At 63.6% G+C, this 24,987-nt stretch carries 25 protein-coding genes; 11 read left to right on the top strand and 14 right to left on the bottom strand.

Going from position 1 to position 24,987, the window contains the following annotated elements; translation table 11 throughout:
• Positions 1–105: 105 nt before the first annotated feature.
• The 3 genes from QIY50_03470 to QIY50_03460 form a co-directional block, all read right to left on the bottom strand.
• Positions 106–1,479 carry a TolC family outer membrane protein gene (locus QIY50_03470; GenBank protein WGV21334.1) on the bottom strand — a complete coding sequence of 458 codons (1,374 nt, stop codon included), beginning with the start codon at positions 1,477–1,479 and terminating at the stop codon, positions 106–108.
• Between the two features lie 312 nt (positions 1,480–1,791).
• Positions 1,792–2,157: a YbaN family protein gene (locus QIY50_03465; GenBank protein ID WGV21333.1), complete on the bottom strand. Its 366-nt coding sequence runs from the start codon at positions 2,155–2,157 to the stop codon at positions 1,792–1,794.
• Positions 2,158–2,164: 7 nt separating this feature from the next.
• Positions 2,165–2,752 carry a YecA family protein gene (locus tag QIY50_03460; protein ID WGV21332.1) on the bottom strand — a complete coding sequence of 196 codons (588 nt, stop codon included), beginning with the start codon at positions 2,750–2,752 and terminating at the stop codon, positions 2,165–2,167.
• 246 nt (positions 2,753–2,998) lie between these two features.
• On the opposite strand from QIY50_03460, the gene recQ reads away from it, so the two are divergent.
• Positions 2,999–5,146 carry a DNA helicase RecQ gene (recQ, locus tag QIY50_03455; GenBank protein WGV21331.1) on the top strand — a complete coding sequence of 716 codons (2,148 nt, stop codon included), beginning with the start codon at positions 2,999–3,001 and terminating at the stop codon, positions 5,144–5,146.
• Positions 5,147–5,294: 148 nt separating this feature from the next.
• A complete protein-coding gene (locus QIY50_03450; protein ID WGV21330.1) occupies positions 5,295–5,732 on the top strand; it encodes a MarR family transcriptional regulator in 438 nt (145 codons plus the stop codon).
• Between the two features lie 115 nt (positions 5,733–5,847).
• On the opposite strand, the gene QIY50_03445 is transcribed toward QIY50_03450, so the two are convergent.
• On the bottom strand, positions 5,848–8,034 hold the full coding sequence (locus QIY50_03445) for a patatin-like phospholipase family protein (GenBank protein WGV21329.1): 2,187 nt from the start codon (positions 8,032–8,034) through the stop codon (positions 5,848–5,850).
• Positions 8,035–8,101: 67 nt separating this feature from the next.
• Here QIY50_03445 and QIY50_03440 point away from each other — a divergent pair, with 67 nt between their 5' ends.
• The gene (locus QIY50_03440) at positions 8,102–8,383 is read left to right on the top strand and encodes a SelT/SelW/SelH family protein (GenBank protein WGV21328.1); all 282 of its coding nucleotides are present in this window, start codon (positions 8,102–8,104) and stop codon (positions 8,381–8,383) included.
• Between the two features lies 1 nt (position 8,384).
• On the opposite strand, the gene QIY50_03435 is transcribed toward QIY50_03440, so the two are convergent.
• Together QIY50_03435 and QIY50_03430 are read right to left on the bottom strand one after the other, a co-directional pair.
• Positions 8,385–9,275 carry a DMT family transporter gene (locus tag QIY50_03435; protein WGV21327.1) on the bottom strand — a complete coding sequence of 297 codons (891 nt, stop codon included), beginning with the start codon at positions 9,273–9,275 and terminating at the stop codon, positions 8,385–8,387.
• A 178-nt stretch (positions 9,276–9,453) separates the two neighbouring features.
• A complete protein-coding gene (locus QIY50_03430) occupies positions 9,454–10,227 on the bottom strand; it encodes an AraC family transcriptional regulator (protein ID WGV21326.1) in 774 nt (257 codons plus the stop codon).
• A gap of 131 nt (positions 10,228–10,358) precedes the next feature.
• Here QIY50_03430 and QIY50_03425 point away from each other — a divergent pair, with 131 nt between their 5' ends.
• Positions 10,359–11,156 (top strand): UDP-2,3-diacylglucosamine diphosphatase, encoded by a 798-nt coding sequence (locus tag QIY50_03425; GenBank protein ID WGV21325.1) that lies wholly within the window; start codon positions 10,359–10,361, stop codon positions 11,154–11,156.
• 111 nt (positions 11,157–11,267) lie between these two features.
• On the opposite strand, the gene QIY50_03420 is transcribed toward QIY50_03425, so the two are convergent.
• Positions 11,268–12,263 carry an IS110 family transposase gene (locus tag QIY50_03420; protein ID WGV21324.1) on the bottom strand — a complete coding sequence of 332 codons (996 nt, stop codon included), beginning with the start codon at positions 12,261–12,263 and terminating at the stop codon, positions 11,268–11,270.
• A 303-nt stretch (positions 12,264–12,566) separates the two neighbouring features.
• A complete protein-coding gene (locus tag QIY50_03415; protein ID WGV21323.1) occupies positions 12,567–12,878 on the bottom strand; it encodes a DUF962 domain-containing protein in 312 nt (103 codons plus the stop codon).
• Between the two features lie 151 nt (positions 12,879–13,029).
• On the opposite strand from QIY50_03415, the gene QIY50_03410 reads away from it, so the two are divergent.
• Complete coding sequence (locus QIY50_03410) at positions 13,030–14,091, top strand: AraC family transcriptional regulator (protein WGV21322.1); 1,062 nt, start codon at positions 13,030–13,032, stop codon at positions 14,089–14,091.
• On the opposite strand, the gene QIY50_03405 is transcribed toward QIY50_03410, so the two are convergent.
• A complete protein-coding gene (locus tag QIY50_03405) occupies positions 14,048–15,502 on the bottom strand; it encodes a TrkH family potassium uptake protein (GenBank protein WGV21321.1) in 1,455 nt (484 codons plus the stop codon). The genes QIY50_03410 and QIY50_03405 overlap by 44 nt on opposite strands.
• A gap of 101 nt (positions 15,503–15,603) precedes the next feature.
• Between QIY50_03405 and QIY50_03400 the strand changes: the two genes are divergently transcribed.
• Complete coding sequence (locus tag QIY50_03400; GenBank protein WGV21320.1) at positions 15,604–16,161, top strand: NAD(P)H nitroreductase; 558 nt, start codon at positions 15,604–15,606, stop codon at positions 16,159–16,161.
• Between the two features lie 146 nt (positions 16,162–16,307).
• Here QIY50_03400 and QIY50_03395 read toward each other — a convergent pair whose 3' ends face one another.
• From QIY50_03395 to QIY50_03375, 5 genes are all read right to left on the bottom strand, one after another.
• A complete protein-coding gene (locus QIY50_03395) occupies positions 16,308–17,558 on the bottom strand; it encodes a HAMP domain-containing sensor histidine kinase (protein WGV21319.1) in 1,251 nt (416 codons plus the stop codon).
• A 151-nt stretch (positions 17,559–17,709) separates the two neighbouring features.
• On the bottom strand, positions 17,710–18,126 hold the full coding sequence (locus QIY50_03390) for a Spy/CpxP family protein refolding chaperone (GenBank protein WGV21318.1): 417 nt from the start codon (positions 18,124–18,126) through the stop codon (positions 17,710–17,712).
• 102 nt (positions 18,127–18,228) lie between these two features.
• Complete coding sequence (locus QIY50_03385; GenBank protein WGV21317.1) at positions 18,229–18,906, bottom strand: response regulator transcription factor; 678 nt, start codon at positions 18,904–18,906, stop codon at positions 18,229–18,231.
• Between the two features lie 206 nt (positions 18,907–19,112).
• Positions 19,113–19,412 carry a YciI family protein gene (locus tag QIY50_03380; GenBank protein WGV21316.1) on the bottom strand — a complete coding sequence of 100 codons (300 nt, stop codon included), beginning with the start codon at positions 19,410–19,412 and terminating at the stop codon, positions 19,113–19,115.
• 1 nt (position 19,413) lies between these two features.
• Complete coding sequence (locus tag QIY50_03375; GenBank protein ID WGV21315.1) at positions 19,414–20,007, bottom strand: septation protein A; 594 nt, start codon at positions 20,005–20,007, stop codon at positions 19,414–19,416.
• Between the two features lie 67 nt (positions 20,008–20,074).
• Between QIY50_03375 and QIY50_03370 the strand changes: the two genes are divergently transcribed.
• The 5 genes from QIY50_03370 (at position 20,075) to QIY50_03350 (ending at position 24,527) form a co-directional block, all read left to right on the top strand.
• Positions 20,075–20,935 carry a PHP domain-containing protein gene (locus tag QIY50_03370; GenBank protein WGV21314.1) on the top strand — a complete coding sequence of 287 codons (861 nt, stop codon included), beginning with the start codon at positions 20,075–20,077 and terminating at the stop codon, positions 20,933–20,935.
• 13 nt (positions 20,936–20,948) lie between these two features.
• Entirely contained in the window at positions 20,949–21,578 is a 630-nt protein-coding gene (locus QIY50_03365) for an L-threonylcarbamoyladenylate synthase (GenBank protein ID WGV21313.1), read from the top strand.
• Between the two features lie 125 nt (positions 21,579–21,703).
• Positions 21,704–22,429, top strand: a complete 726-nt coding sequence (locus QIY50_03360) for a ScpA family protein (protein WGV22996.1) — start codon at positions 21,704–21,706, stop codon at positions 22,427–22,429.
• Positions 22,416–23,186, top strand: coding sequence for an SMC-Scp complex subunit ScpB (scpB, locus tag QIY50_03355; GenBank protein WGV21312.1), 771 nt, complete (start codon positions 22,416–22,418; stop codon positions 23,184–23,186). The genes QIY50_03360 and scpB overlap by 14 nt, the downstream gene beginning before the upstream one ends.
• Positions 23,187–23,459: 273 nt before the next feature.
• A complete protein-coding gene (locus QIY50_03350) occupies positions 23,460–24,527 on the top strand; it encodes a pseudouridine synthase (protein ID WGV21311.1) in 1,068 nt (355 codons plus the stop codon).
• The last annotated feature ends 460 nt before the right edge of the window (positions 24,528–24,987 follow it).

Raw genomic sequence — 24,987 nt, 5'->3', positions numbered from 1 at the left:
TTGTGTTTCTACAGCTGGAACACAAAGGGTGAAGCTTGTGCTGTACGTGTGGGAGCTGGCTTGCCGGCGATGGGCCGCAAAGCGGCCCCGACATCTCGAACCTGATCAACGCATGTCAGGCAAGCGCGCCTCGGTGCGCACTTCGGTAGTAGCCAGCGCTTCCGGCGGCAGCGAAATACGCTGCTTGCTCAGCAACTCGCCCATGGTCGCCAGCACGCGGTAGCGCGAGAACTCCTCGGTATAACGCACCTCGGTGTAGCGGCGGTCGGCGTTGTACAGCTCGTTTTCACTGTCGAGCAGGTCGAGCAGGGTACGCTGGCCCAGGCCGAACTGGTCCTGGTAGGCCGCACGCACGCGCTTGGTGGTCTCGGCGTATTCACGCGCGGTCGGCAGCTGCTTGCTGGCGTTGTTCATGGCGTTCCACGCCAGGCTCAGGTTCTCGGTCAGCTCACGCAGGGCGTTGTTGCGGATGTCCAGCGCCTGGTTGACCTTGTGTGCGTCGGAGTTCAGGCGAGCCTTGTCGCTGCCGCCGCGGAACAGGTTGTAGTTCATCTCGACGCCGGCTTGCCAGTCGTTGTTGCTGTGACCTTTCTCGCCGCCGGTGTTGTTGTTGGCGCCTGTGGCCAGGATGGCATCGAAGCGAGGATAGAAGGTCGACTTGGCCACTTCGTACTGCTTCTCGGCAGCATTTACGTCAGCCTGGGCCGACTTGATATAAGGGTTGTTCTGGCGCATGCCTTCACGCGCCTGTTCGAGATCAGCCGGCATTTCAACCTTGATCGACTGCGGGCTTTCCAGCTCGTCCGGCATGCGGCCGACGACACTGAAGAAATTGGCCTCGGCGTCGGCCAGGTCGACTTCGGCGGTGTCCAGGTTGTTTTCCGCCAGGGCGCGACGGGCGCGGGACTGGTCAAGGTCGGCGGTGCTGCCGACGCCGCGCTCGTTGCGCAGGCCGATCTGGTCGTTGACGCGCAGGTGGGCTTGCAGGTTATTCCTGGCCAGGGCTACCAGCTCACGGCGCTTGAGCACTTCCAGGTACACCTCGGTTGCACGCAGGGCGACATCCTGGGCGACAGCCTGGGTGTAGTAGGCGCGGGAAGTGGAGACCGCTTCGGTGCGGCCCACCTCGTTCGAGGTGTTGAAGCCGTCAAAAATCATCTGCCGCAGGCGCAGCTCGGACTGGGTGTAGTTGAGCGTTTCCTTGTTGTGGTTGCTCGTACCATCGGGGTTTACCCCGCGCGTATTGTTATTGTCCGAACGCTGCCGGCCGTAGCCTGCGACCAGGTCTACGGAAGGGAAGTAGCCACCACGCGCAAACTTTACGTCTTCATCGGCCGAGAGCTTGCTGTTGCGGTTGGAGCTGACTTGGGGATGGTAGTCCACGGCGCTCTGGACGGCCTCTGTGATCGACATCGCCTGTACGTTGGCACTCGCCAGGGCCAACAGTAACGCACTGGTGATGGGGTTCAAAACGCGCATGGTACATCTCCCTGATCCTGGAATTTATCCTGCTGTTCGCCAAAAAAATGACGATAAACTAATCGCGTATAGTGTTGCAGGTTTTTAACAACACAGCTAAGTACATTCAATGCGATAGATAAGAAGATTTCTTCATATCAAATTGCCATATAAGACATATATTGTCTAATTGGTTTGCGCAGGACTGCACAAGTGCACCACTATGGATGGCCGTGAAAGCCCGTGAATACAAGGCTTGTGCCTGGTTCCAGAATTCTTTCGGATAAGAGAAGTATCAGTTAGGCGATATTGATATTTGGCGACAAAATATTGTCACTTTGGCCTGTGCAAGGTCTTCCGGCTGAGGATATACAGGCTTACCAGCACGGCGCTGGTCAACATGAAGGTGCGGGCCCAGAACAGCGGTACCAGATAGCACGACAGGCCGATGCTGGCCCACATCAGGCCGACAGCATAGACCTTGCCCTTGAGGGGGATGCCTTCACCACTGAGGTAGTCGCGGATCCATGGCCCGAGCTTCGGGTGATGGACCAGCCAGTGGTGAAAGCGCGGCGAGCTGCGGGCAAAGCAGGCCGCCGCCAATAGCAGGAACGGGGTGGTGGGCAACACCGGCAGGAAAATCCCCAACACCCCCAACGCGACGCTGAGCCAGCCGGTGGCCAGCAGCAGGTAGCGCACAAGCAACTTAGTGGTGGCGTGGCTTGAGCAGCGCCGGCTTTTCGTCAGGGGCGTGCAGCAGCAGGAACAGGGCAGTCAGCGCTTCCGGGATCTGCACGATCATGTCGTCCTGCAGGTTGGCGTTGCTGGCGATATCGGCGAACTCCGGCTGCTCGTCGAACAGGCCCGAGCCAACCATGATCGGCAACAGCATCTCGCTGACTTCTTCCTCGGCGTTCTCGAACCAGGCCTCTTCACGCAGGAATACGCCTTCCATGAAGCCGATGCACCAGCCGCGCAGGTCGGAATCGTCCGGCTCGTCGGTCAGGTCCAGGTCGCACGGCAGCTCGAACTCGTCGTCACTGGCCAACTGACGGGCGATATGCGCTTTGAGCGCCACCAGGGTGGCTTCGATCTCGGTGCGCTGAGCGTCGCTGGCGTAGTGCGGTTCTTCGGCGAACAAGGCGTCGATCCATTCGCGCTCGGGCACTTCCTCGGCATTGATCGACAGGGCGGTGAGGTAGCCGTGGGCGGCGACATAGTCCAGCGCTTCTTCGTGCAGCTCGTCGGCGTCGAGGAAGGCTTGCAGGCGGGTCAGTTGCTCGGCGAAGGACATTACAGGGCTACCTTGGGGAATAAACGATAACGAATTCTAGCACCTTGCGGCGACGGCGGGGCAAAGGGAACGTCTATCGTCGCGGTGCCCTGCGCGGGGCAGCGCTGCGGTATACTCCGCGATTTTTCATCCAGGGGCAGGTTTTGCCGGCTGCCTGGCAAAAACCGCTTACGCATTTGGCGTGTGCGGGGCGGGTTTTTCGTCCAGCCTGTATCCAGGATGGTACGGCGATTTGTGGAGTTGCACATGCTCGAACAGGCTCAGCGCGTTCTCAAGGACGTCTTCGGCTACGACAGTTTCCGCGGGCGCCAGGCAGCGATCATCGACTGCGTGGCCAATGGCGGCGATGCCCTGGTGCTGATGCCCACCGGCGGCGGCAAGTCGTTGTGTTTCCAGGTGCCGGGGCTGTTACGCCCGGGCCTGACGGTGGTGGTCTCGCCACTGATCGCGCTGATGGACGACCAGGTCGCTACCCTCGACGAGCTGGGGGTGCCGGCTGCCGCGCTGAACTCCACGCTGACGCCGGAGCAGCAGCGTGACCTGGCCGGGCGCCTGCGCCGTGGCGAAGTGAAGATGCTGTACCTGGCGCCGGAGCGCCTGGTGCAGCCGCGCATGCTCGACTTCCTGCGCGACCTGGATATCGCGCTGTTCGCCATCGACGAGGCCCACTGCGTGTCGCAATGGGGCCATGATTTCCGCCCCGAATACCTGCAACTGGGCCAGCTGGCCGAGCTGTTCCCGCATGTGCCGCGCATCGCGCTGACCGCCACCGCCGACATGCGCACCCGTGAAGAAATCGTCCAGCGCCTGCACCTGCAAGGCGCCGAGCGCTTCCTGTCGAGTTTCGACCGGCCCAACATCTTCTACCGCATCGTGCCCAAGGAGGCGCCGCGCAAGCAACTGATGGCCTTCCTCGGCGAGCGCCGCGGCAACGCCGGCATCGTCTATTGCCTGTCACGCAAGAAAGTCGACGAGACCGCCGCCTTCCTTTGCGACCAGGGCTTCCCGGCGCTGCCGTATCACGCCGGCCTGGCTGCCGAGACGCGCGCGGCCAACCAGCACCGCTTCCTCAACGAGGAAGGGCTGATCATGGTCGCCACCATCGCCTTCGGCATGGGTATCGACAAGCCCAACGTGCGCTTTGTCGCCCACCTTGACCTGCCCAAGTCGCTCGAGGCGTACTACCAGGAGACCGGCCGTGCCGGCCGTGACGGGCTACCGTCCGATGCCTGGATGGCCTACGGGCTGCAGGACATGGTCATGCTCAAGCAGATGCTGCAGAACTCCGAAGGTGACGAGCGCCACAAGCGCATCGAGCAGCACAAGCTCGACGCCATGCTGGCCCTGTGCGAAGAAACCCGCTGCCGCCGCCAGTCGCTGCTGGCGTATTTCGACGAAACCCTCGAGCAACCATGCGGGCACTGCGACAATTGTGTCGACCAGGTGCAGACATGGGACGCCACCGAGCCTGCCCGCCAGGCACTGTCGGCGGTGTTCCGCACCGGCCAGCGCTACGGCGTCGGGCACCTGGTCGACGTGCTGCTGGGCAAGGACACCGACAAGGTGCGCAATTTCGGCCACGAGAAGCTCTCGGTGTTTGGCGTCGGCAAAGGCCTGGCCGAGGTCGAATGGCGCTCGCTGTTCCGCCAGCTGGTGGCGCGCGGCCTGGTCGACATCGACCTGGAAGGCTACGGTGGCCTGCGCCTGTCCGACAGCTGCCGGCCGCTGCTGCGTGGCGAAGTGACCTTGCAGTTGCGCCGTGACCTCAAACCGCAAACCACTGCCAAAACCTCGTCCTCCAGTGGCGGCAGCCCGGCCAGCCAGCTGGTGCGTGCCGAAGAGCGCGAGCTGTGGGAAGCGCTGCGTACCCTGCGGCGCAAGCTGGCCGAGGAGCACAGTGTGCCGCCCTACGTCATCTTCCCCGACTCGACGTTGCTGGAGATGTTGCGCAGCCAGCCGGTCAGCCTCAGCGACATGGCCCAGGTCAGTGGCGTGGGCGCGCGCAAGCTGGAGCGTTATGGCCAGGCCTTCCTCGAGGTGCTGAACAACAGCGGTGGCACCGACGACGCACCGAAAGTGGTGCTCGACCTGCGCCACGAACTGGTCAGCCTGGCCCGCGCCGGTATGACCCCGGCGCAGATCGCTGGCCAGCTGAACTGCAGCGAGAAAAACGTCTACAGCTTGCTGGCCGAGGCGCTGGGCTGTCAGGAGCTGAGCCTGGAGCAGGCCCTGGACCTGCCGGAAGACCTGTTGATGGAAGTGCAGGATGCCTTCCTCGATGGCGAGGGCGAGCTGCCACCGGTGTCGGCGATTGCGCCGCTGTTCGGGGCACGGGTGCCGGAGGGCGTGCTGTACTGCGTGCGTGCGGCGCTGGCGGCCGAGTTTGAACTGTGAGTGGCGACAGGATCGCCCAGACCTGCCATCTGCTGACCTTCGTCATGTTTTTTCACGATTATCGAACATTCCAGGGTGCCCGAGCCTTGCCTCGTGGGACGGGCCATGGTTAGCTGCCTAATAATTAGATCTGTTCAATGAGTTGCTTATGCCCCTGACCGACAACCAACACCGCTTCGGCATGCAGCTGGCCCAGATGTCCCGGGGGTGGCGTGCCGAGCTGGACCGGCGCCTGGCCGGGCTCAACCTGTCCCAGGCGCGCTGGCTGGTGTTGCTGCACCTGGCCCGTTTCGAAGAGGCCCCGACCCAGCGTGAGCTGGCCCAGAGCGTGGGTGTTGAAGGCCCGACCCTTGCGCGCCTGCTTGATAGCCTTGAAGGGCAGGGGCTGGTGCGCCGGCAGGCGGTGCTGGAGGACCGGCGGGCGAAGAAGATCGTGCTGTGCCCTCCGGCCAAGCCGCTGATCGACCAGATCGAGACCATTGCCAATCAACTGCGGGTGGAGCTGTTCACCGGGGTGGACGAGGCGGACCTGCAGGTGTGCATGCGGGTGCATGCCAGGATCCTGGCCAACCTCGAGAAATCCTGAGGGGCCATTGGGGCTGCCTTGCAGCCCTTCGCGGGCATGCCCGCTCCCACAGGTGTATCGCTGCACTCTGAGGGAGCGGGCGTGCCCGCGAAGGGCCGCAAGGCGGCCCCAATATTCAGAAGGTATGCCCCAGGTTCAGGTACACCGCCTGCTCATGCGCACTGTTCGCCCCGTAGCTCAGGTTCAACGGCCCCAGCGGCGTCTCCAGCCCCAGGAAGATGCTCGCCGCATTGATGTAGCCACTGTCGAACTCGTTGTCGTTGTTCCACGCCCGCCCACGCTCCAGCGACCCGCCGATGTACAGCGGGAAGTCCAGCGGCACGTAGGCCCGTGGCGTCAGGCGGCGGTAGTAGACCATGCGCATCAGGCTCACGTTCTGCCCCGACACCGAGTCCTGGCGGAAGCCTGACAGCTCCCGCGCGCCGCCCATGACGAAGCTCGACGTCACCACTTCGGTATCGTCCAGCGTGCGCCCGTAGCGCCCGCCCAGCACGAAGGTGTTCGGCCCGCTGCTGATGGCCTTGTCCAGGTTGAACATCCACTGCCGGTAATCCTGGTCAGAATCCAGCGACTGGTCATACTTGCGCAAGGTCAGGCCGATATCTTCGCCGCGGTGCGGGAAGTACACGTTGTCGAGCGTGTCGAACGAGTACTTCAGCTCGTAGAAACCTTCATTGAAACTGACCTTGGGCAGGTCCTGGGCGCCGATGCGCACCTCGGCCTCGCCCCAGGCCTTGCCCACGCCCAGGCGCACTTCACCGTTGGTGCCGATCTGCCGCCCCACGTTCAGGCCAAAGCCGTAACGCTCCAGGCGGTACTCTGCCACCGGGTCGTTGTCCAGGGTGGCTTCGATGTTCTGTGAGCCGAAGGCCAGGTACGGCGCGATGAAATAACGCGAACCTACGTCCAGCGGCTGGTAGAACTCGCTGTACAACTCCTGCTGGTCGCCGATCTGGCCACGGGTCAGCCATTCGGCGCCGAGGCTGTTGATGCCGTTGACTCTGTAGCTGGCGCCCAGGTTGAAGGCGCTGTCGCCGCGCAGGTCGTCCGACAGGTTCAGGCCCAGGCGCAGGTAGTCGGTGCCGCCACGACGGCCCCGGGCGTTGATCACAAGGGTGTTGTCGTCACCCTTGTGCACCACGCGGTACTGCACCCGGTCGAAATAGTCCAGGCCATACAGCGTGCCCATATCGGTCTGCAGGCGGCCGAGCTCCAGCGGGGCATCGATCGGCTGACGGATATACGAGCGGATGACCTCGTCGCTGACCTTGGAGTCGTTCTCGATCCTGATTGCGGTGATTACCGGTGTGCGCTGGCGCGGCGAGCGGGCCACGGCCAGGCTGCTGTCGCCTTCAGACCTGCGCAGGGCGACCAGGCGCGGGTCGAGCAGGCGGGTGGCGCGGTAGCCGGCATCGATCATTTCCCGGGCGCGGCCAAAATCGGTGACGCCGAAGGCGCTCAGCGGTGGCTGGATGAGGATGTCGTCTCGGTGCAGGCTGGCCAGTTGTTCTTCCGAATTGCGCCGGGTCATCAGGGTGATCGACTGGTTGAGCACGTCAACCACCGTGGCCAGCTGCTTGCGGTCACGCAGCGGGGTGCCGATGTCGACCACGATGGCAAGGTCCACCCCCATTTCGCGGGCGACGTCCACCGGGATGTTGTCGACCATGCCGCCGTCCACCAGCAGCCGGCCGTCCAGCTCGACCGGGGCGAACACCGCCGGGATCGACATGCTGGCGCGGATCACCTGAGGCAGGTGGCCACGGCGGAACACCACCTTTTCGCCACTGGCAATGTCGGTGGCCACTGCGCGGAAGGGGATCGGCAGCTTGTCGAAGTCACGGGTGTCGGCGGTATGCGCCAGCTTGCTTTCCAGCAGCAGTGCCAGGTTCTGGCCCTGGATTACCCCCAGCGGCAGGCCCAGGCTGCCGTCGTCGCGAAAGCTGAGCTTCTGCTTGACCAGGAAATCGCGGTCATCCTGCTTGCGCCGGAACGGTACGTCCTTGCGCGGCGGGGCATCGGACAGCGCCTGTTGCCAGTCGAGGGTGGTGGCGAGCTTTTCCAGCTCTTCGACACTATAGCCCGAGGCATACAGGCCGCCGACCACCGCGCCCATGCTGGTGCCGGCGATCGCGTCGATGCGCACACCCTGTTCCTCCAGGGCCTTGAGCACACCGATGTGGGCCAGGCCGCGGGCCGCGCCGCCAGACAGCACCAGGCCAACCTTGGGCCTGGCCGGTTCGGCGGCGAATGCCGTGAGGGCGGTGAGGGTGAACAGCAAACAGAACAGCAAACGGCGCATCGTGAGTCTCAAACCGTGGGCTAAAGACCGCTAGTATAAGCGGCCCCTCACCTGGAGATGCCTCACCATGGCCGACAGCAAACCGGAAATCGTCATCACGTACTGCACCCAGTGCCAATGGCTGCTGCGTGCCGCCTGGCTGGCCCAGGAACTGCTCAGCACCTTCACCGACGACCTTGGCCGAGTGGCGCTGGAGCCTGGCACCGGCGGTATCTTCCGCATCACCTGCGATGGCGTGCAGATTTGGGAACGCAAGGCCGACGGTGGTTTCCCCGAGGCCAAGGTGCTGAAGCAGCGGGTACGCGACCAGATCGACCCACAGCGTGACCTTGGCCACAACGACCGCTGAATCAGGCGCCCTCGGCCAGTGGCCGCTGCCTGGGCGGTTGCTCGGCGGCCAGGCGGCTGGACAGCACGATGGCGAAAATGATCAGTGCGCCCCCCAGCAGCATGCGCAGGGTCGGGGTTTCGGCGAACACCGCCCAGGCCACGGCGATGCCGTAGACCGGCTCCATGCCGAATACCACGGCGGCGGTGCGCGCCTTGATCACCGACAGGCTGGCGACGAACAGGCTGTGTGCCACGCCGGTGCAGAAGATGCCGAGCAGGGCGATCCACAGCCAGTCCATGGTGGCTACGCCAGCCAGGCCCGGTGCCGCGAACGGCAGCAGGCACAGCCCCACCACCAGGTTCTGCCACAGCGCCGCCTGCACTGCGGGCAGGCGCCCGGAGCCGGCGCGGTTGGTGAGTGACAGCAGGGAGAACAGCAACCCCGACAGCAATGACCACAGCAGGCCACCGGTGGCTTCACTGGCCAGGTCGAAGGCCGGCGTGACCAGGACCAGGCCGATACTGACCAGCAATACCAGCAAAGCCTCGTTGCGGCGGATGCGTTCGCGGAACAGCAGGCCTTCGAGGATCACGGTAAAGGCCGGGAAGCTGGCGAAGCCGAGGGTGGCGATGGCCACGCCGGCGACCTTTACCGCAATGAAGAAGCTGACCCAGTGGCCGGCCAGCAGCACGCCGCCGAGCAGCAGACGGCGGGCGTCCTGACCGCTCAGCCGTTGCCAGCCCGGCCCGGCCAGGCTGGCGAACAGGGCCAGGGCGAGCACGGCGAAGGCGGCGCGGCCGAAGACGATGATCACCGGGCTGGCACTGGCGGCCAGTTTGCCGAAGACGCCGGTGAGGCCGAAGAACAGCGCGCCAATGTGCAGGGCGCCGAGGGCAGTGCGGTGGTTCATGGGGGGTCCTTGCTCAAGATCTCTACTGGCTGTGCCGGCCTCTTCGCGGGCATGCCCGCTCCCACAGGTACTGCACAGGTGTTGAAAACGGTGCAACACCTGTGGGAGCGGGCGCGCCCGCGAAAGGGCCGGTACAGGCTCAGTGTATAGGCTCGGGAGAATGCATTCTGTCGCCAGACTAATGTGCCTTGTCGCCAGACTCTCGTCGCAACGCAAGCGGCGTACACCCGAACGCCCGCAACATCGCCGCCGAAAACGCACTCTGCGAGCTGTACCCCACCTGCGCCGCAATCTCGCCCATCGGTAGCAAGGTCTGCACCACCAGGCGCCGCGCCTTGAGCAAGCGCCGCTGGCGAATGTAGTCCATCGGCGTCATCCCGCACTCCGCAGTAAAGCGCGCATGCAGGCGGGCACTGGACAACCCGGCGATGCGCGCCAGGTCAGCCACTTGCAGCGGATAGGCGGCATGCTGCTCGATATGCGCATCGAAGGCAGCATAGGGCAGGCGCTGGCTGGCGCTGACGCTGGCGGCCGCCGTGGGGTTGAGGCTGGCCAGCAGCAGCGCTGCCCCTTGCCGGGCAATCAATGGGTCATGCATGGGGCTGGCCGCCAGCCAGTCCACCAGCTGCTGCTGGCGCTCATCCAGGCCCAGGGGGCCGGGGCGGTCGAGCAAACGGCGGCTGGCATCGGCATGTTCGCCCAGTTGCTCGCGCAACCAGAGGTCTCCTGGTACATCCAGCACCAGGCAATCGCTACCGCCATCGCTGGCGCAGGTGTGATGGGCGCCCGCCGGTACCACGATCAACCCCTGTCGATCGATCCCGGCGCCATGCCCCTGCACCTCGAAATCCAGGCGGCCGCGCAGGCCGAACACCAGTTGCGGGTGTTCGTGGCTGTGTGCGATCAGGCTGTCGCGGTAGTGGCGCAGCGAGAGGATCGGGCCGGCGGTCATGGGTAGCGTCGTCCTCGCAGGGCAGAAGCGCATTGTGCCTGATTCCCTGCAACCCATCACTCGTAACGGTTTTGCCACCGCGCTGTCATCCGCGCCTGCCAGGCTCCAGCAAACTGCGCCGGAGCCTGCCCATGACCCATGCCGAACTGTCCCGTCCCTCGCGCAAGCAACGCGTGCGTACCCTGTGGATCTCCGATGTGCATCTGGGTACCCGCGACTGCCAGGCCGAACACCTGTCGCAGTTCCTCAAGGGTTACCAGGCCGACCGCATCTACCTGGTGGGCGATATCATCGATGGCTGGAAGCTGCGCGGTGGCATCTACTGGCCGCAAGCCCATACCAACGTGATCCGCCGGTTGCTGACCATGAGCAAGCGGGGCACCGAGGTGATCTACGTGACCGGCAACCATGACGAATTCCTGCGCCGTTATTCCAGGCTGATCCTTGGCAACATCCAGTTGGTGGACGAGGCCGAGCACCTGACCGCCGATGGCCGCCGCCTGCTGGTGATCCATGGCGACCAGTTCGATGTGATTACCCGTTACCACCGCTGGCTGGCATTTCTGGGTGACCGTGCCTACGAGTTCACCCTGGTGCTCAATCGCTGGCTCAACCATTGGCGCGCCCGCTATGGATACGGCTATTGGTCCCTGTCGGCGTACCTGAAGCACAAGGTCAAAGGCGCGGTGAACTTCATCAGCGACTTCGAGGATGCGATTGCCCACGAATGCACCCGCCGCGGTTTTCATGGGGTGGTGTGTGGGCATATCCACCATGCCGAGATTCGCCAGGTGGGGGAGGTGGAGTACCTCAATTGCGGGGATTGGGTGGAGTCGTGCACAGCGCTGATCGAGCATTGGGATGGCACGATCGAGCTTTATCGGCTGGCGGAGGCGCAGGCAGCGGCGGCGGTGCGCGAACCGGCGTAGGGTTTGAGGGCCCTGGGGGCTGCCTTGCAGCCCATCGCGACACAAGGCCGCTCCTACAACGACCGCGTGAATCTGGAATTTATGCGGACCTTGTAGATACTCTGTTGGCGGTCAAGCTTTTCTGAGGTGTTCAGAGCTGAAAAGCTTGGCCGTATCAAATGGCTCATCCCCGCGCATACATGCCCAGATGCCTGTCAGGTACTTGCGCATGACAGCAGCGATAGCCTGCATTTTCTTCTTGCCCCTGTTGACCAACGACTCGTAAAAAGCCTTCGCATAAGGGTCGCAGCGCACTGCGGTCAAGGCAGGCATGTACATGGCTGCCCGTAGATAAGCATTCCCACTTTTGCCGAGTCTGCCGGGCTTATCAATGCTCGTTCCCGATTGGGTCTGTCGAACATCGAGACCCGCGTGGCGAGCTACCTGCGAGGACTTGAGCATTTGAGGAAGGATGGTCAGTTCAGCCAATGCCGCAAGTGCAGAGACTTCTCCCATCCCAGGCCCTGCGAGCAGCTGCTTGTACTGCCGAGTAAGCGTCGGACACTGGGCGACCAGCTCGCGGCCCGCCTTACGAAAGCGCTCAATTCGATTATCCAGTGAAGCAATCGCTTCCTCCTGATCCTCGATCAGCATCGACACGGTTGTAGCGGTCGCCTGCAATGCATGCAGTTCGTTCTTCGCCCTTGTACGATGCCCCACCAAACGATTGATGTGTCGCCCCAGAGCCCTCAGTTCAAGCTGCACAAGGCTTGGAGGTGTCCACAAGCGCGGTGTCATACGCTCGCCGTACTCGGACAGCAGTTGAGCATCTATTGCATCGGTCTTGCTGTTCACCAGCATCAGTTTGGCGAAATTGTGGAAGCTCTTGGGGTTGATCACGGATACAGGGAGGTCAGCCGCATGTAGCTCAAGGGCCAAGTCCAGGTAATAGATTCCGGTCGCCTCCATCACGATCGACTTGGGTTTGAGTGCCAGCAGCTTTTTCACCGCAGCCTTACGGCCTGCAGGGGTTTGAGCGATATCCCACTGTCCGGCCGGACGCCCATCTTTACGCACCCCAACGACCGAAGTACGTGAGCCGATATCGACGCCAACCCAGACACTCATTCCTTCCTCTCCCAAGCGAGTTAGGTAACAATGGCCTCCGGTTCCCCGACCTCGAACTTCATGCTGCTGCAACCTTGTAATGCGAAGTCCGACTTGTCGGCTTCTCGATACTCTTCGCAGTGGGCAATGAGGCGGGGGGCCTCTCTACATACAAGGTCAGGGGCAATACCTGCCTTCAGGAGCGATCGGCCTCCCCGGAAGTGCTTCTTCAGCCCGACGAGAATAACCTCTCCCGCTAGGCCAGACACAACATACAAGGAGCGGCCTTGTGTCGCGATGGGCCGCAAAGCGGCCCCAAAAAATCTACAGACTGATCTTGCCCAGCAGGATATCCCTGAACATCACGAAATCCCCGATCAGGCTATACAGCGGATGGGTAAAGGTCGCTGGCCGATTCTTTTCGAAAAAGAAATGCCCGACCCAGGCAAAGCCGTAGCCGAACACGGGCAAGGCCAGTAGCAGCAACCATTTGCCACTGCCGATTGTATACGCCAGCAGGGCGATCACCAGGCTGGTGCCGACAAAGTGCAGGCGGCGGCAGGTGGGGTTGCTGTGTTCCCCCAGGTAGTAGGGATAGAACTCGGCGAAACTGCGAAATTGCGCTGTGCGGTTCATGGCAGTGCTCCGGGATTAATACTTCTGGACAAGATGCACGGCGTGGAGCCTGATTCGAGTCTAGAGTGACTGGCGAGGCCTATCAGTGACAATAGGCGCCAATTGAATATCCTTGGGGTTTACCGCAGGAGCGGTCAGCAAGATGCCTGTCATGAGCGAAAGAACCACGTCAGCGAGCTGGGCGTCAGGAATCGTGAAGGCACTCGAACTGGAAGGGCTGGACTGCCAGGCCATGTTCAAGCAGCTGGGGCTGGATTTCGCCGCCCTCGACGACCCCGACGCGCGCTTCCCCCAGGACTCCATGACCCGGTTGTGGCAACTGGCGGTGGAACTGTCGGGCAACGAGGCCATTGGCCTGAACATGGCGCGGGTGGTGCGCCCGGCGTCGTTCCATGTGGTGGGTTATGCGTTGATGTCCAGCCGCACGTTGGCCGAAGGCTTCGAGCGACTGGTGCGTTATCAGCGCATCATCGCCGAAAGCTCCGACCTCAGCTTCGTCCTCGGCCCCGAAGGCTATTCGCTGATCCTGACCGTGCACGGCGACCATCTGCCGCCCACCCGGCACAGTGCCGAGGCGTCGCTGGCGTGCGCGCTGGCGCTGTGCAGCTGGCTCAGCGGTCGGCAGCTGCAACCACGCCGGGTGCTGGTGCAGGGGCCGCAACCAAAGGACATCGAACCGTACAAGGTGGCGTTCCACTCGCCGCTGGTGTTCGGTGCGCCGCACGATGCGCTGGTATTCGAGCGCGCCGACATGGAGGCACCGCTGCCCACCGCCAACGAAGCCATGGCCATCCTGCATGACCGCTTTGCCGGCGAATACCTGGCGCGTTTCACGGGAAGCCGGGTCACCCACCGCGTGCGCCAGGTGCTGTGCCGCATCCTGCCGCAGGGCGAGCCCAAGCGCGAGGCCCTGGCCCAGGCCCTGCACTTGTCGCAGCGCACCTTGCAGCGGCGGTTGCAGGAGGAGGGCACCAGTTTCCAGACCCTGCTCGATGACACCCGCCGAGAACTGGCCGAACAATACCTGGCGCAGCCTGGCATGACGCTGCTGGAAACCGCCTACCTGCTGGGCTTTGCCGACCCCAGCAACTTCTATCGGGCGTTCCGCCGCTGGTTCGATGCCACACCCGGTGAATTCCGCGCCCGCCTGGGTGCGGAGCCAGAGCTGGTCAGTGGCGCCAGAATGCCGGCATGCACAACACGAGTACGGTGATGATTTCCAGGCGACCGAGCAGCATGCCGCTGGCGAGAATCCATTTGGCGGCATCCGGCAGCGTGGCGTAGTTGCCCGACGGGCCGATCACTTCCCCCAGGCCCGGGCCCACACCCGACACCGTGCCGGCAGCGCCGGTCAGGGCGGTCATCCAGTCCACGCCAAGCAACGACAGCAGCAGCGCCATGACACAGATGGTGATGGCGAAGAAGAACGAGAAGGTGAGGATCGACCGCACGATTTCTTCGTCAAGGCGGTGGCCGTTGTACTTCTGCTTGATCACCGCACGCGGGTGGATCAGTTGGTTGAGGCTTGCCTTGAGCAGGATGTAGGCGACCTGGAAGCGGAAGATCTTGATGCCACCTGCCGTCGAGCCGGAGCAGCCGCCGACGAAGCCCAGGTAGAAGAACAGCATCAGCGAGAAGTTGCCCCACAGGCTGTAGTCACCCAGGGCGAAACCGGTGGTGGTGACCACCGAGGTCACGTTCAGCGCCACGTGGCGCAGGGCGTCGAGCCAGTGCAGGTTGGTGGTGGCCCAGTACCAGGTGCCAAGCACTAGCCAGGTGGCCACCAGCATGCCCAGCAAACCCTGCACCTGTTGGTCGCGGAGCAGTGCCTTGCGGTTGCCGCGCAGCGTCGCCACGTAAAGGGTGAAGGGCAGGCTGCCGAGAATCATCACCACCACCGCGACCCAGTGCACGGCCGGGATGTCCCACTTGGCCAGCGACTGGTCGGAGGTGGAAAACCCGCCAGTGGAAATCGCCGACATGGCGTGGTTGATCGCATCGAACGGGCTCATGCCGGCCCACCAGAAGCCCAGCGCACCCAGGATCGAAAAGCCGACGTATACCCCCACGATCGATTTGGCGACCATGTGCGAGCGCGGCATGACCTTCTCCGAGCGGTCGGACGATTCGGTCTGGAACAGGCGCATGCCACCGATGCGCAGCAGCGGCAGGATCGCTACCGCCATGCCGATGAAGCCGATGCCGCCAAGCCAGTGCAGCATCGAACGCCACATCAGGATGCCCGGTGACATGTTGTCGAGCCCGCTGAGCACGGTGGCGCCGGTGGCGGTGATGCCTGACATGCTTTCGAAAAACGCGTCGGTATAGCTGATGTGCTGGGTCAGCAGGAACGGCAGGGCGGCAAACACGCACACTACCAGCCAGCTGCTGACGGTCAGCAGGTACATGTCGCGCGGGCGCAGGTGCACATGCTCGGGGCGGCCCTGAAGCACCAGGGTCAGGCCGGCGATGAAAGTGATCAGGCTCGACCAGAGGAACGACGGCATATCACGGGTGCGTTCGAAGATCACCAGGGTCGCCATGGGCACGGCCATGCTGACGGCGAGGGTAATCAGGAAGATGCCGATGATGAAACCAATGATCCTTAAGGTCGGCAACGCCATGTGATCTGCTCTGACTCGAAACGGAAGGGCGCCATTCTACCTATGGGTCTGGTGATGTAAACGCTAGAATGGCGGCACATTCACCTGCCAGGAGGGTAGCCATGGAGGCTCTCGACGCATTGCTCAACCGTGTTTCCGTACCACGTCTGACTGACCCGGCGCCCAATGCCGCACAGCGCGAGGCGCTGTTCCAGGCCGCCTTGCGCGCCCCGGACCACGGTCAGCTGCGGCCATGGCGCTTTCTCACCATCGAAGGCCAGGGCCGGGAGAAGCTGGGGGAGCTGTTCGCCGAAGCGCTGCAGCACAAGGGCGATGCCAGCCAGGCTGCCCTGGACAAGGCCCGCGCCGCGCCGCTGCGGGCGCCGTTGCTGATCGTGGTGATTGCCAGGCTGCAGGACCACTTCAAGGTGCCCAAGTCCGAGCAGCGGCTGGCGGCAGGCTGTGCGGCGCACGGCATCCTGATTGCTGCGCATGCGCAAGGTATCGGTGCGGTATGGCGCACCGGCGAAATGGCTTTCGATGCTCATGTGCACAAGGGCCTGGGGCTGGCCGAGAACGAGGAGCTGATCGGTTACCTGTATGTTGGTACGCCGCTGACCGAGCCGCGTACGGCGCCGATTCTGGAAACTGCCGCGTTTGTCAGCGCCTGGGGCGAGTAACGCAGCCTTGGGCTGATCGCCGTATCAAGGCATCCGGCCTCTTCGCGGGCTTGCCCGCTCCCACAGGTACAACACTGCTTCAAGGCCTGTGTAGTACCTGTGGGAGCGGGCAGGCCCGCGAAGAGGCCAGCAGCATTTACATCACATCAACTGCCTGTCGCTTCAGTCACCGGCAACTCCAGCCTGGCCACAAAGCCTCCCTGTGGATGATTGTCCAGCACCAGGCTGCCACCATGCCGCTCTGCCGCCTTGCGTGCAATCGCCAGCCCCAGCCCATGCCCCGGCGCATCCTGCCCCGGCGCACGGAAGAAGGGTTCCCCCAGCTGCGCCAGGTGTTCCGCCGCCGCTCCAGGTCCATGGTCACGCACGCGGATCACGATACGGTCCTGCTCGCGCACGGCGCTGAGCTCGATCGGCTGGCCCTGCGGGTTGAAGCGCAGGGCGTTGCGCAGCAGGTTGTCCACGGCACGCTCGATCAGTTTTGGCCAGCCCAGCATGGTCAACCCCGGCTGTGCCTCCAGGCGCACATCCTGCTCCGGTGCGCTGAGCTGGGCGTCCTTGCGCACGCTACCGAGCAGGGCATTGAGGTCGACCGGTTCGGCATGGGCCTGTTCGGCATCGACCCGCGCCAGGGCGAGGATTTCGCTGATCAGGTCTTCCAGGCGGTCGCATTCGCGGGTCAGGCGTGGCCACAGCGCCTCACGCTGCTCGGGCTCGGCGCGTTCAGCCAAGGCCAGGGCGATACGCAGCCTGGCCAGCGGCGAGCGCAGTTCATGGGACACATCGCGCAGCAACTGGCGCTGGCTGCCGATGGTGCTTTGCAGGCGCGCGCCCATCTTGTTGAAGTCCTTGGCCAGCACGCCGAACTCGTCACGCCGCGCCGCCAATTGTGCCAGGCTGTTCTGCTGGTAGGTGGTCTGGCCCAGGTCATGCACGGCGCCGCGCAGGCGGTTGAGCGGGCGGGTGATGGACAGCGTTACCAGCAGGCTGAACAGGGTCAGCACCACCAGGGCAATGCCCAGCGCACTGAGCGGCCACAACAGGCTTTCGCGGTGCCAGGCGTCCAGCGCCGGATGGGGGATGCGGTAGATCAGCAGGTACGTCTCGCCGGTGTCGGGGCTGGTGTATTCCTCGGTCAGCCGGCGCCACGGCAGGCGCCGCTGGTCGTTGTGCTGGCGTGCCTCGAAGGCCGCCGCACGGCGTGGGAAGGTGCCAGGCACCACGGCCTCGCCACTGTCGTCGAGCACCTGCACGTCGATCTTGTAGCGGTCCTTGCGCCGTTCCAGGAAGTGCTGTGCCGAAGCCAGGCCTTCCTGTTCGTAATGCTTGGCCCACTTGCTGGCCAGGGTATTCAGGCCCGGGTGGCGGCTGAGGATCCAGGCGTCCTGGTTGAGCATATGGCCCAGCAGGATCGACAGGCCCGCAACCAGGGTGATGGCCAGCCAGAAACTGGCCAGGATGCGCCAGTAACAGTGAACGCAAGTGCACCTCCTGCAAACGGGAAAAGCCCGGCTCGCACTGAGGCGGGCCGGGCATCGGGCTGACAGCTTACTGGGCCTTGTTGCCTTTTTCAGCTTTCCAGGCCTGGAACTCCTGCCACTCGGCCTTTTGTGCGGCGCGTTCCTTCTGCAGTTCGTCGAACTTCTTCTGCTGCTCAGGCTTGAGCAGGGCACGGACCGCGCTGTCGGTCTTGTCGCGGTTGGCCTGCAGTTCGTCCTTCATCGCCTTCTGGTCGGCGGCCGGCAGCTTGGACAGGTAGCGCTCGGTGATGTCGCGGCGCTGTTTCATCTGCTCGCCCATCAGCTTGCCGATCTGCTGGCGCTGGTCACGGCTCAGGTCCAGCTGGTGGAAAGGCGCATCACCACGATGATGCGGGCCGTCGTGGCGCGGGCCGCCTTCAGGCATGGCCATGGCCACGGTCGGCAGGGCGGCGGCGAACATCAGGGCGATAAGGGTCTTGCGCATGGTGTCTCTCCTTTACATGGGCCGGTGGTTACCGGATGAGCACAGTCTAGGGAGATCACCGTCAAGCGCGGTCAGTGGAGGGTAAAGGCTCGGTAAAGATGTTCAGAGGCAGTAGTAATAGCCACGGCTGCGCAGGGCAACGATGCGTGGCCGGCCATCGGCGTGCGGACCGATCTTCTTGCGCAGGTTGCTGACGTGCATGTCCAGGCTGCGGTCGTACAGGGTCAGCTTGCGGCCCAGGCCGATCTGCGCCAGTTCCTGCTTGTCCAGCGGCTCGCCGGGTTGGCGCAGCAGGGCTTCGAGAATGCGGCTTTCGGACAGGGTCAGGGTCATTTCGCGGCCATCGATGCTGGCCACGCCACGAGCAGGGCTGTAAACCAGGTCGCCCAGCTCCACCTGGCTGGTGGTGGCGGAGGGGTGGCTGCGGCGCAGCACCGCACGCAGGCGAGCGGTGAGCTCACGCGGGTCGCAGGGTTTGGCCAGGTAGTCGTCGGCGCCCAGTTCCAGGCCGAGGATGCGGTCCAGCGGCTCGCCGCGCGCCGAGAGCATCAGTACCGGCAGTTCGGCATGCTCGCTGCGCAACTGCTTGAGCAGTTCCAGGCCACTGCCGTCGGGCAGCATCACGTCCAGCACCACGGCCGCCGGGGCGTGCGCGGCCAGGGCCTGGCGTGCGCTGTGGCCATCGTGGCAGGCGCGCACGGTAAACCCTTCCTGGGTCAGCCAGCTGCCGAGCAGCTCGCACAGCTCCTGGTCATCATCAATCAGTAACAGCTCGCTCATGACTCACTCAATTCAACCATTGACGGCGGCTAAATCGGCCCGCCAGTGGCAAAGATACCGCAGACTGATGGCAATCGTATAACTGCCAGTACTGCGTGGCCTTCTTCGCGGGTAAACCCGCTCCCACAGGGACACCAAAGATCCTGAGGTTTGTGGGTTACCTGTGGGAGCGGGCAAGCCCGCGAAGAGGCCGACGCGGTCTCGGATCAGGGCAGTACTTGCTTGAACGGCTTGACCACGACCTTGTCGTACACGCCGGCCGCAATGTACGGATCGGCATCGGCCCAGGCCTGCGCCGCAGCCAGCGATTCGAACTCGGCAACGATCAGGCTACCGCTGAAACCTGCTTCGCCCGGGTCGTTGCTGTCGATGGCCGGGTGCGGGCCGGCCAGTACCACGCGGCCCTCGGCTTTCAGTTGCTGCAGGCGTTCGATGTGCGCCGGGCGGGCGGCCAGGCGCTTTTCCAGGGAGTTTGCGACGTCGCTGGCGATGATGGCGTAGAGCATGTCAATCCTTGGGTTTGGAGGTAGAAGGGTCGTCGTGCAAGTGGCGCGACAGGTACATGCCCTGCGCCACCAGGAAGATCACGGTCATGCCCAGGCTGCCGAACACTTTGAAGTCGACCCAGAAGTCCTGGAAGGTGAAGGCAACGAACAGGTTGGCCGCGCCGCAGAACAGGAAGAAGCCGATCCAGGCCAGGTTCAGGCGGGTCCAGATGGCATCGGGCAGGTTCAGGGCGTGGCCCATGATGCGTTTGATCAGCACCCGGTCGCCGACGAAGTGGCTGCCGGCGAAGCCCAGGGCGAACAGCCAGTTCACCACCGGCGCCTTCCACTTCAGGAAGGTTTCGCTGTGGAAGGTCAGCGTCAGGCCGCCGAACACCAGGCAGGCTACCAGGGTCAGCCACTGGCCCTTTTCCAGCTTGCGCTGGCGCAGGAACAGCGCGCCATAAACCACCAGCGAGCTGATGATCAGCATGGCCGTGGCGCTGTAGATACCGCCGAATTCGAAGCTGTGGCCGGCGACTTCCATGGGGCGCGGGTCGAGCTTGTAGACGATGAAGAACAGCAGCAGCGGGATGAAATCGATGAATTGTTTCACAATGGCAGCCAGAATCGGGATGTGACGGCATAATAACAAACATCGATTCCAGCGAAAGCGCTCCTCCATGAATGTTGATCTGCACTGTCACAGCACGGCCTCCGATGGCGCCCTGTCGCCCTCGACCCTGGTCGCCCGGGCCCATGAGCACGGGGTGCAAACGCTGGCACTCACCGACCATGACACCATCGAAGGCCTGCCCGAGGCGCGCCAGGCATGCCGCGACAAGGGCATGCACTGGGTCAGCGGGGTAGAGCTGTCGTGCACCTGGGGTGGTGCGACCATCCATGTGCTGGGCTATGACTTCCCGCTCGACGCGCCGCCCCTGCTGGCGGCAATCGATGCGCTGCACCGTGGCCGCTGGCTGCGCGCCGAAGAAATCGACAAAAGGCTGGCGGCCAAGGGCATGCCCGGTACCCTCGACGGCGCTCGCGCCGTGCAGCACGAACTGGGCGATAGCGGCAACGCCCCGGCACGCCCGCATTTTGCCGAATACCTGGTGCGCGCCGGGCACGTCAAGGACCGCGGCGAGGCGTTTCGCAAATGGCTGGGGGCCGGCAAGCTGGGGGACGTCAAGCAGCACTGGCCGACCCTCGATGAAACCGTCGCTACCCTGCGCCAGTCCAATGCTTGGGTGAGCCTGGCGCATCCCATGCACTACGATCTGACCCGCAGCAAGCGCAGAAGGCTGATTGCCGACTATATTCAGGCAGGCGGGCAGGCGCTTGAAGTGGTCAACGGGATGATGCCTGCCGAGCAGGTGGGCACCATGTCCATCCTCACCCGTGAGTTCGGCCTGCTGGCAAGCGCTGGCAGTGACTTCCACGGCCCCGGCACCTGGGGTGAGATCGGTGCCTACCGGCCTTTGCCCGAGGACCTGCCACCTTTGTGGCGCCGATTCAGCCATGAACAGCCTTTGGCGGTATGAACAGGACGACTACGTGAGCCAATTTTTCCAGATTCATCCGGAGAACCCGCAGCAGCGCCTGATCAAGCAGGCCGTCGAGATTATCCGCAAGGGCGGTGTGGTGGTGTACCCGACGGATTCGGCCTACGCACTAGGTTGCCAGATGGGTGACAAGGCGGCCATCGAACGGGTGCGGCGCCTGCGCGGGCTGGACAAGACGCACAACTTCACCCTGATGTGCTGCGACATGTCGCAGCTGGGGTTGTACGCCAAGGTCGACACCGGCACCTTCCGCCTGCTCAAGGCACATGTGCCGGGGCCTTACACGTTCATCCTCAACGGCACGCGCGAAGTGCCGCGCCTGCTGTTGCACGATAAACGCCGCACCATCGGGCTACGGGTGCCGGCCCATGCCATCACCCTGGCCTTGCTGGCTGAACTGGGCGAGCCGTTGATGAGTGTGAGCCTGATCCTGCCGGGCGACACCGAGCCGATGACCGACCCTTACGAGATCCGCGAGCGCCTGGAGCATCATGTCGACCTGGTGATCGATGGCGGTTTCGGTGACCTCAAGGCCTCGACCATCATCGACCTGTCCGGCGATGAGCCGGAACTGGTCCGTGAAGGCTGCGGCGACCCCACGCCGTTCCTGGTCAACGCGTGAGCCAGGTGGAAGCGCCCGAGGCGCCGGCCGAACAGGTCGACGAGCCTCGGCAGCTGCAACTGGCTCTGGTCTATGGCGAAGCCCTGACCGAGCTGCCGCTGGACCTGTACATCCCGCCGGACGCCCTGGAAGTCATCCTCGAAGCCTTCGAAGGCCCGCTGGACCTGTTGCTGTACCTGATCCGCAAACAGAACATCGACATCCTCGACATCCCGGTGGCAGAAATCACCCGCCAGTACATGGGCTACGTAGAGCTGATGAAGAGCGTGCGCCTGGAGCTGGCTGCCGAATACCTGGTGATGGCTGCCATGCTCGCCGAGATCAAGTCGCGCATGTTGCTGCCGCGCTCGGCCGACGTCGAGGAGGAGGAGGGCGACCCGCGCGCCGAACTGATCCGGCGCCTGCAGGAGTACGAGCGGTTCAAGGCCGCCGCCGAAGGCATCGATGAGTTGCCACGGGTCGGTCGCGAGGTGCTGGTGCCACGCCTGGAGGCGCCGCAGGCCAAGGTGCGCAAGCTGTTGCCCCAGGTCAGCCTGGAAGAGCTGCTGGTGTCGATGGCCGAGGTGATGCGCCGCAACGACCTGTTCGAAAGCCACCAGATCACCCGCGAGACCTTGTCCACCCGCGAGCGCATGAGCCAGGTGCTGGAACGCCTGAAGGGCGGTGGATTCGTGCCGTTCGTCGAGCTGTTCGCCGCCGAGGAGGGCAAGCTGGGCGTGGTGGTGACTTTCATGGCGATTCTCGAGCTGGTGAAGGAATCGCTGGTCGAACTGGTGCAGAATGAACCCTTCGCCGCTATCCACGTGCGGCTTCGCCCGGCGCTTGTTGAAGATCCCGATGAACCTGAATGAACCCCGCGACCTGGCGTCGCTGATCGAAGCCTTCCTGCTGGCTTCGGGCAAGCCGCAATCCCTGGAGCGCCTGTACGAACTGTTCGAGGAGGCCGAGCGACCGGAGCCCAAGGTGTTCAGGCAGGCGCTGGAGCTGCTGGGCACGTCGTGCAATGGCCGCGCCTTCGAGCTCAAGGAGGTGGCCAGCGGTTACCGCCTGCAGATTCGCGAAGACTTTGCGCCGTGGGTCGGGCGCCTTTGGGAAGAGCGGCCGCAGCGCTACTCGCGCGCGCTGCTGGAAACCCTGGCCCTGATCGCCTATCGCCAGCCCATCACCCGCGGCGAAATCGAGGATGTGCGCGGCGTGGCGGTGAACAGCAACATCATCAAGACCCTGATGGAGCGTGAGTGGATCCGCGTGGTCGGCTACCGCGAAGTGCCCGGGCGGCCGGCGATGTTCGCCACTACCAAGGCGTTTCTCGACCATTTCAACCTCAAGAGCCTGGACGAGCTGCCGGCCTTGGCCGAACTGCGGGAGATGGAGCCGGAGCCGCTGCTCGACCCGGATGATGCGCCAGTGCCGGCGCACTTGCAGGCTTTGGCTGATGCCAGCCTTGGCGACGAGGACGAGGTTGCCGAACCGAAGGAGGAGACCAGCTTCCGCAGCTTGCTGGTGGAGCTGGATGCCATGGAAGAGGGGCTGAAGACCGATTTCGATGACTTGCGCGAGGAAGAGGCTGAGGCCTCGGTGGGGGAAGAGGGCAAGTCGCTGCCCTGATTCCTTGTTGCCAGTACCGGCCTCTTCGCGGGCTCGCCCGCTCCCACAGGTACTGCGCAGCCCTCAGGACCTGTGATATCCCTGTGGGAGCGGGCAAGCCCGCGAAGAGGCCGGCACTGTCAGCACCCCACCATTAGGCAGAAACCCCTCGCAATACCCACAAAACCCACTACCCTCCAGTGCGTTCCCCCACCGAACCGCGTATGATGCGCGGCCTTTTGGCGCATTCGTCGTCAAAACCCTGATTTCATTCCTACACCGGGAGGTGCCCAGATGAGTGAGCAAGACCTGCAAGATACCGAAATCACCCCTCCATCCGGCGAAAAGCTGCAGAAAGTGCTGGCGCGCATCGGCGTTGGCTCGCGCCGTGACGTCGAGGCCTGGATCAGCCAGGGCCGCATCAAGGTCAACGGCGTCGAGGCCACCCTCGGCCAGCGCGTCGACCTGCACGACGCCATTGCCGTGGATGGCAAGCTGATCAAGCGCGAAGAGGCCGCCGAGGCCACCCGCCGGGTGATCATGTACAACAAACCCGATGGCGAAATCTGTACCCGTGACGACCCGGAAGGCCGCCCGACCGTGTTCGACCGCCTGCCGCGGCCCAAAGAAGGCCGCTGGATCAACATCGGCCGCCTCGATATCAACACCACCGGCCTGCTGCTGTTCACTACCGACGGTGAACTGGCCAACCGCCTGATGCACCCGTCCTATGAGATGGACCGTGAGTACGCGGTACGTGTGCGTGGTGAGGTCGACGACGAGATGATCGAGCGCCTGAAGGCCGGCGTGATGCTGGAAGACGGCCCAGCCAAGTTTACCGACATCCAGAAGGCGCCCGGTGGCGAAGGCTTCAACCACTGGTACCACTGCGTGGTGATGGAAGGCCGCAACCGTGAAGTGCGTCGCCTGTGGGAGTCCCAGGGCATGGTGGTCAGCCGCCTGAAGCGCGTGCGTTTCGGCCCGGTGTTCCTCAACTCCGACCTGCCGATGGGCCGCTGGCGTGAAATGACCCAGGGTGAAATCGACATCCTTGCCGCTGAGGTGGGCCTGCAGCCGGTGGCGCTGCCAGCCATGAAGCTCAAGGCCAAGGACAAGATGGAGCGCCTGCAGCGCAAATCCACTCGCCCGTTGGGCCGTGGTGAGCGCGTGCGCAGCCTGCGCCCGGCTCACGAAGGTGCTGCTGCCGGCGAACGCCCTGCACGCCAGCCGCGTGAAGAGGCCCCACGCAAGACCAGCCGTGGCAGCACGGTGGCAGAGCGCCCGAGCGAGATGCGCAAGCGCCCGGCCAAGCCTGAAGGTGACAAGCCGGCAGGGCGTGGCCGCGGCAAACCCCGTGGCTGATTGGCCTTTGCTTTAAAGAGAACCAGCCTTCGGGCTGGTTTTTTTATGCCTGTGAGAATTTGGGGCCGCAAAGCGGCCCCAAGATATTGAATAAAAAGAATTTTCGGACGACTGGCAAGTTTCCGAACCACCTTGTAAAGAAAATTGTACGAATGTGGTCGGTTTCAGCCCTGATTTCAGATTAGGTCGAATCGTGTAAACAAACCTTGCCGCCGGCTCCCCGCCAAAACAGCCGGCCAAGCCCCGCCCACCCTTGCCCAAACCCCCGCCTCACGGTGTTATAGCCGCCATTGCCGTGTGCAAAAGCCTGTCCACAGAGCCAGGCTGACAAAACAACAAATGGAGGCGCCATGTACGCCGATCACTCCGCCTTTCAAGGCCCACACCACAGGATCGCTGCGTTTTTTCCCGAGGAAACGACGCAACGCGTTGACGCCTGCGCGTTTGCAGGGGTATACAG

Origin of the sequence: Pseudomonas putida (assembly GCA_029953615.1) — a bacterium.
Lineage (GTDB): Bacteria > Pseudomonadota > Gammaproteobacteria > Pseudomonadales > Pseudomonadaceae > Aquipseudomonas.
This window is presented reverse-complemented; position numbering and strand designations above follow the sequence as displayed.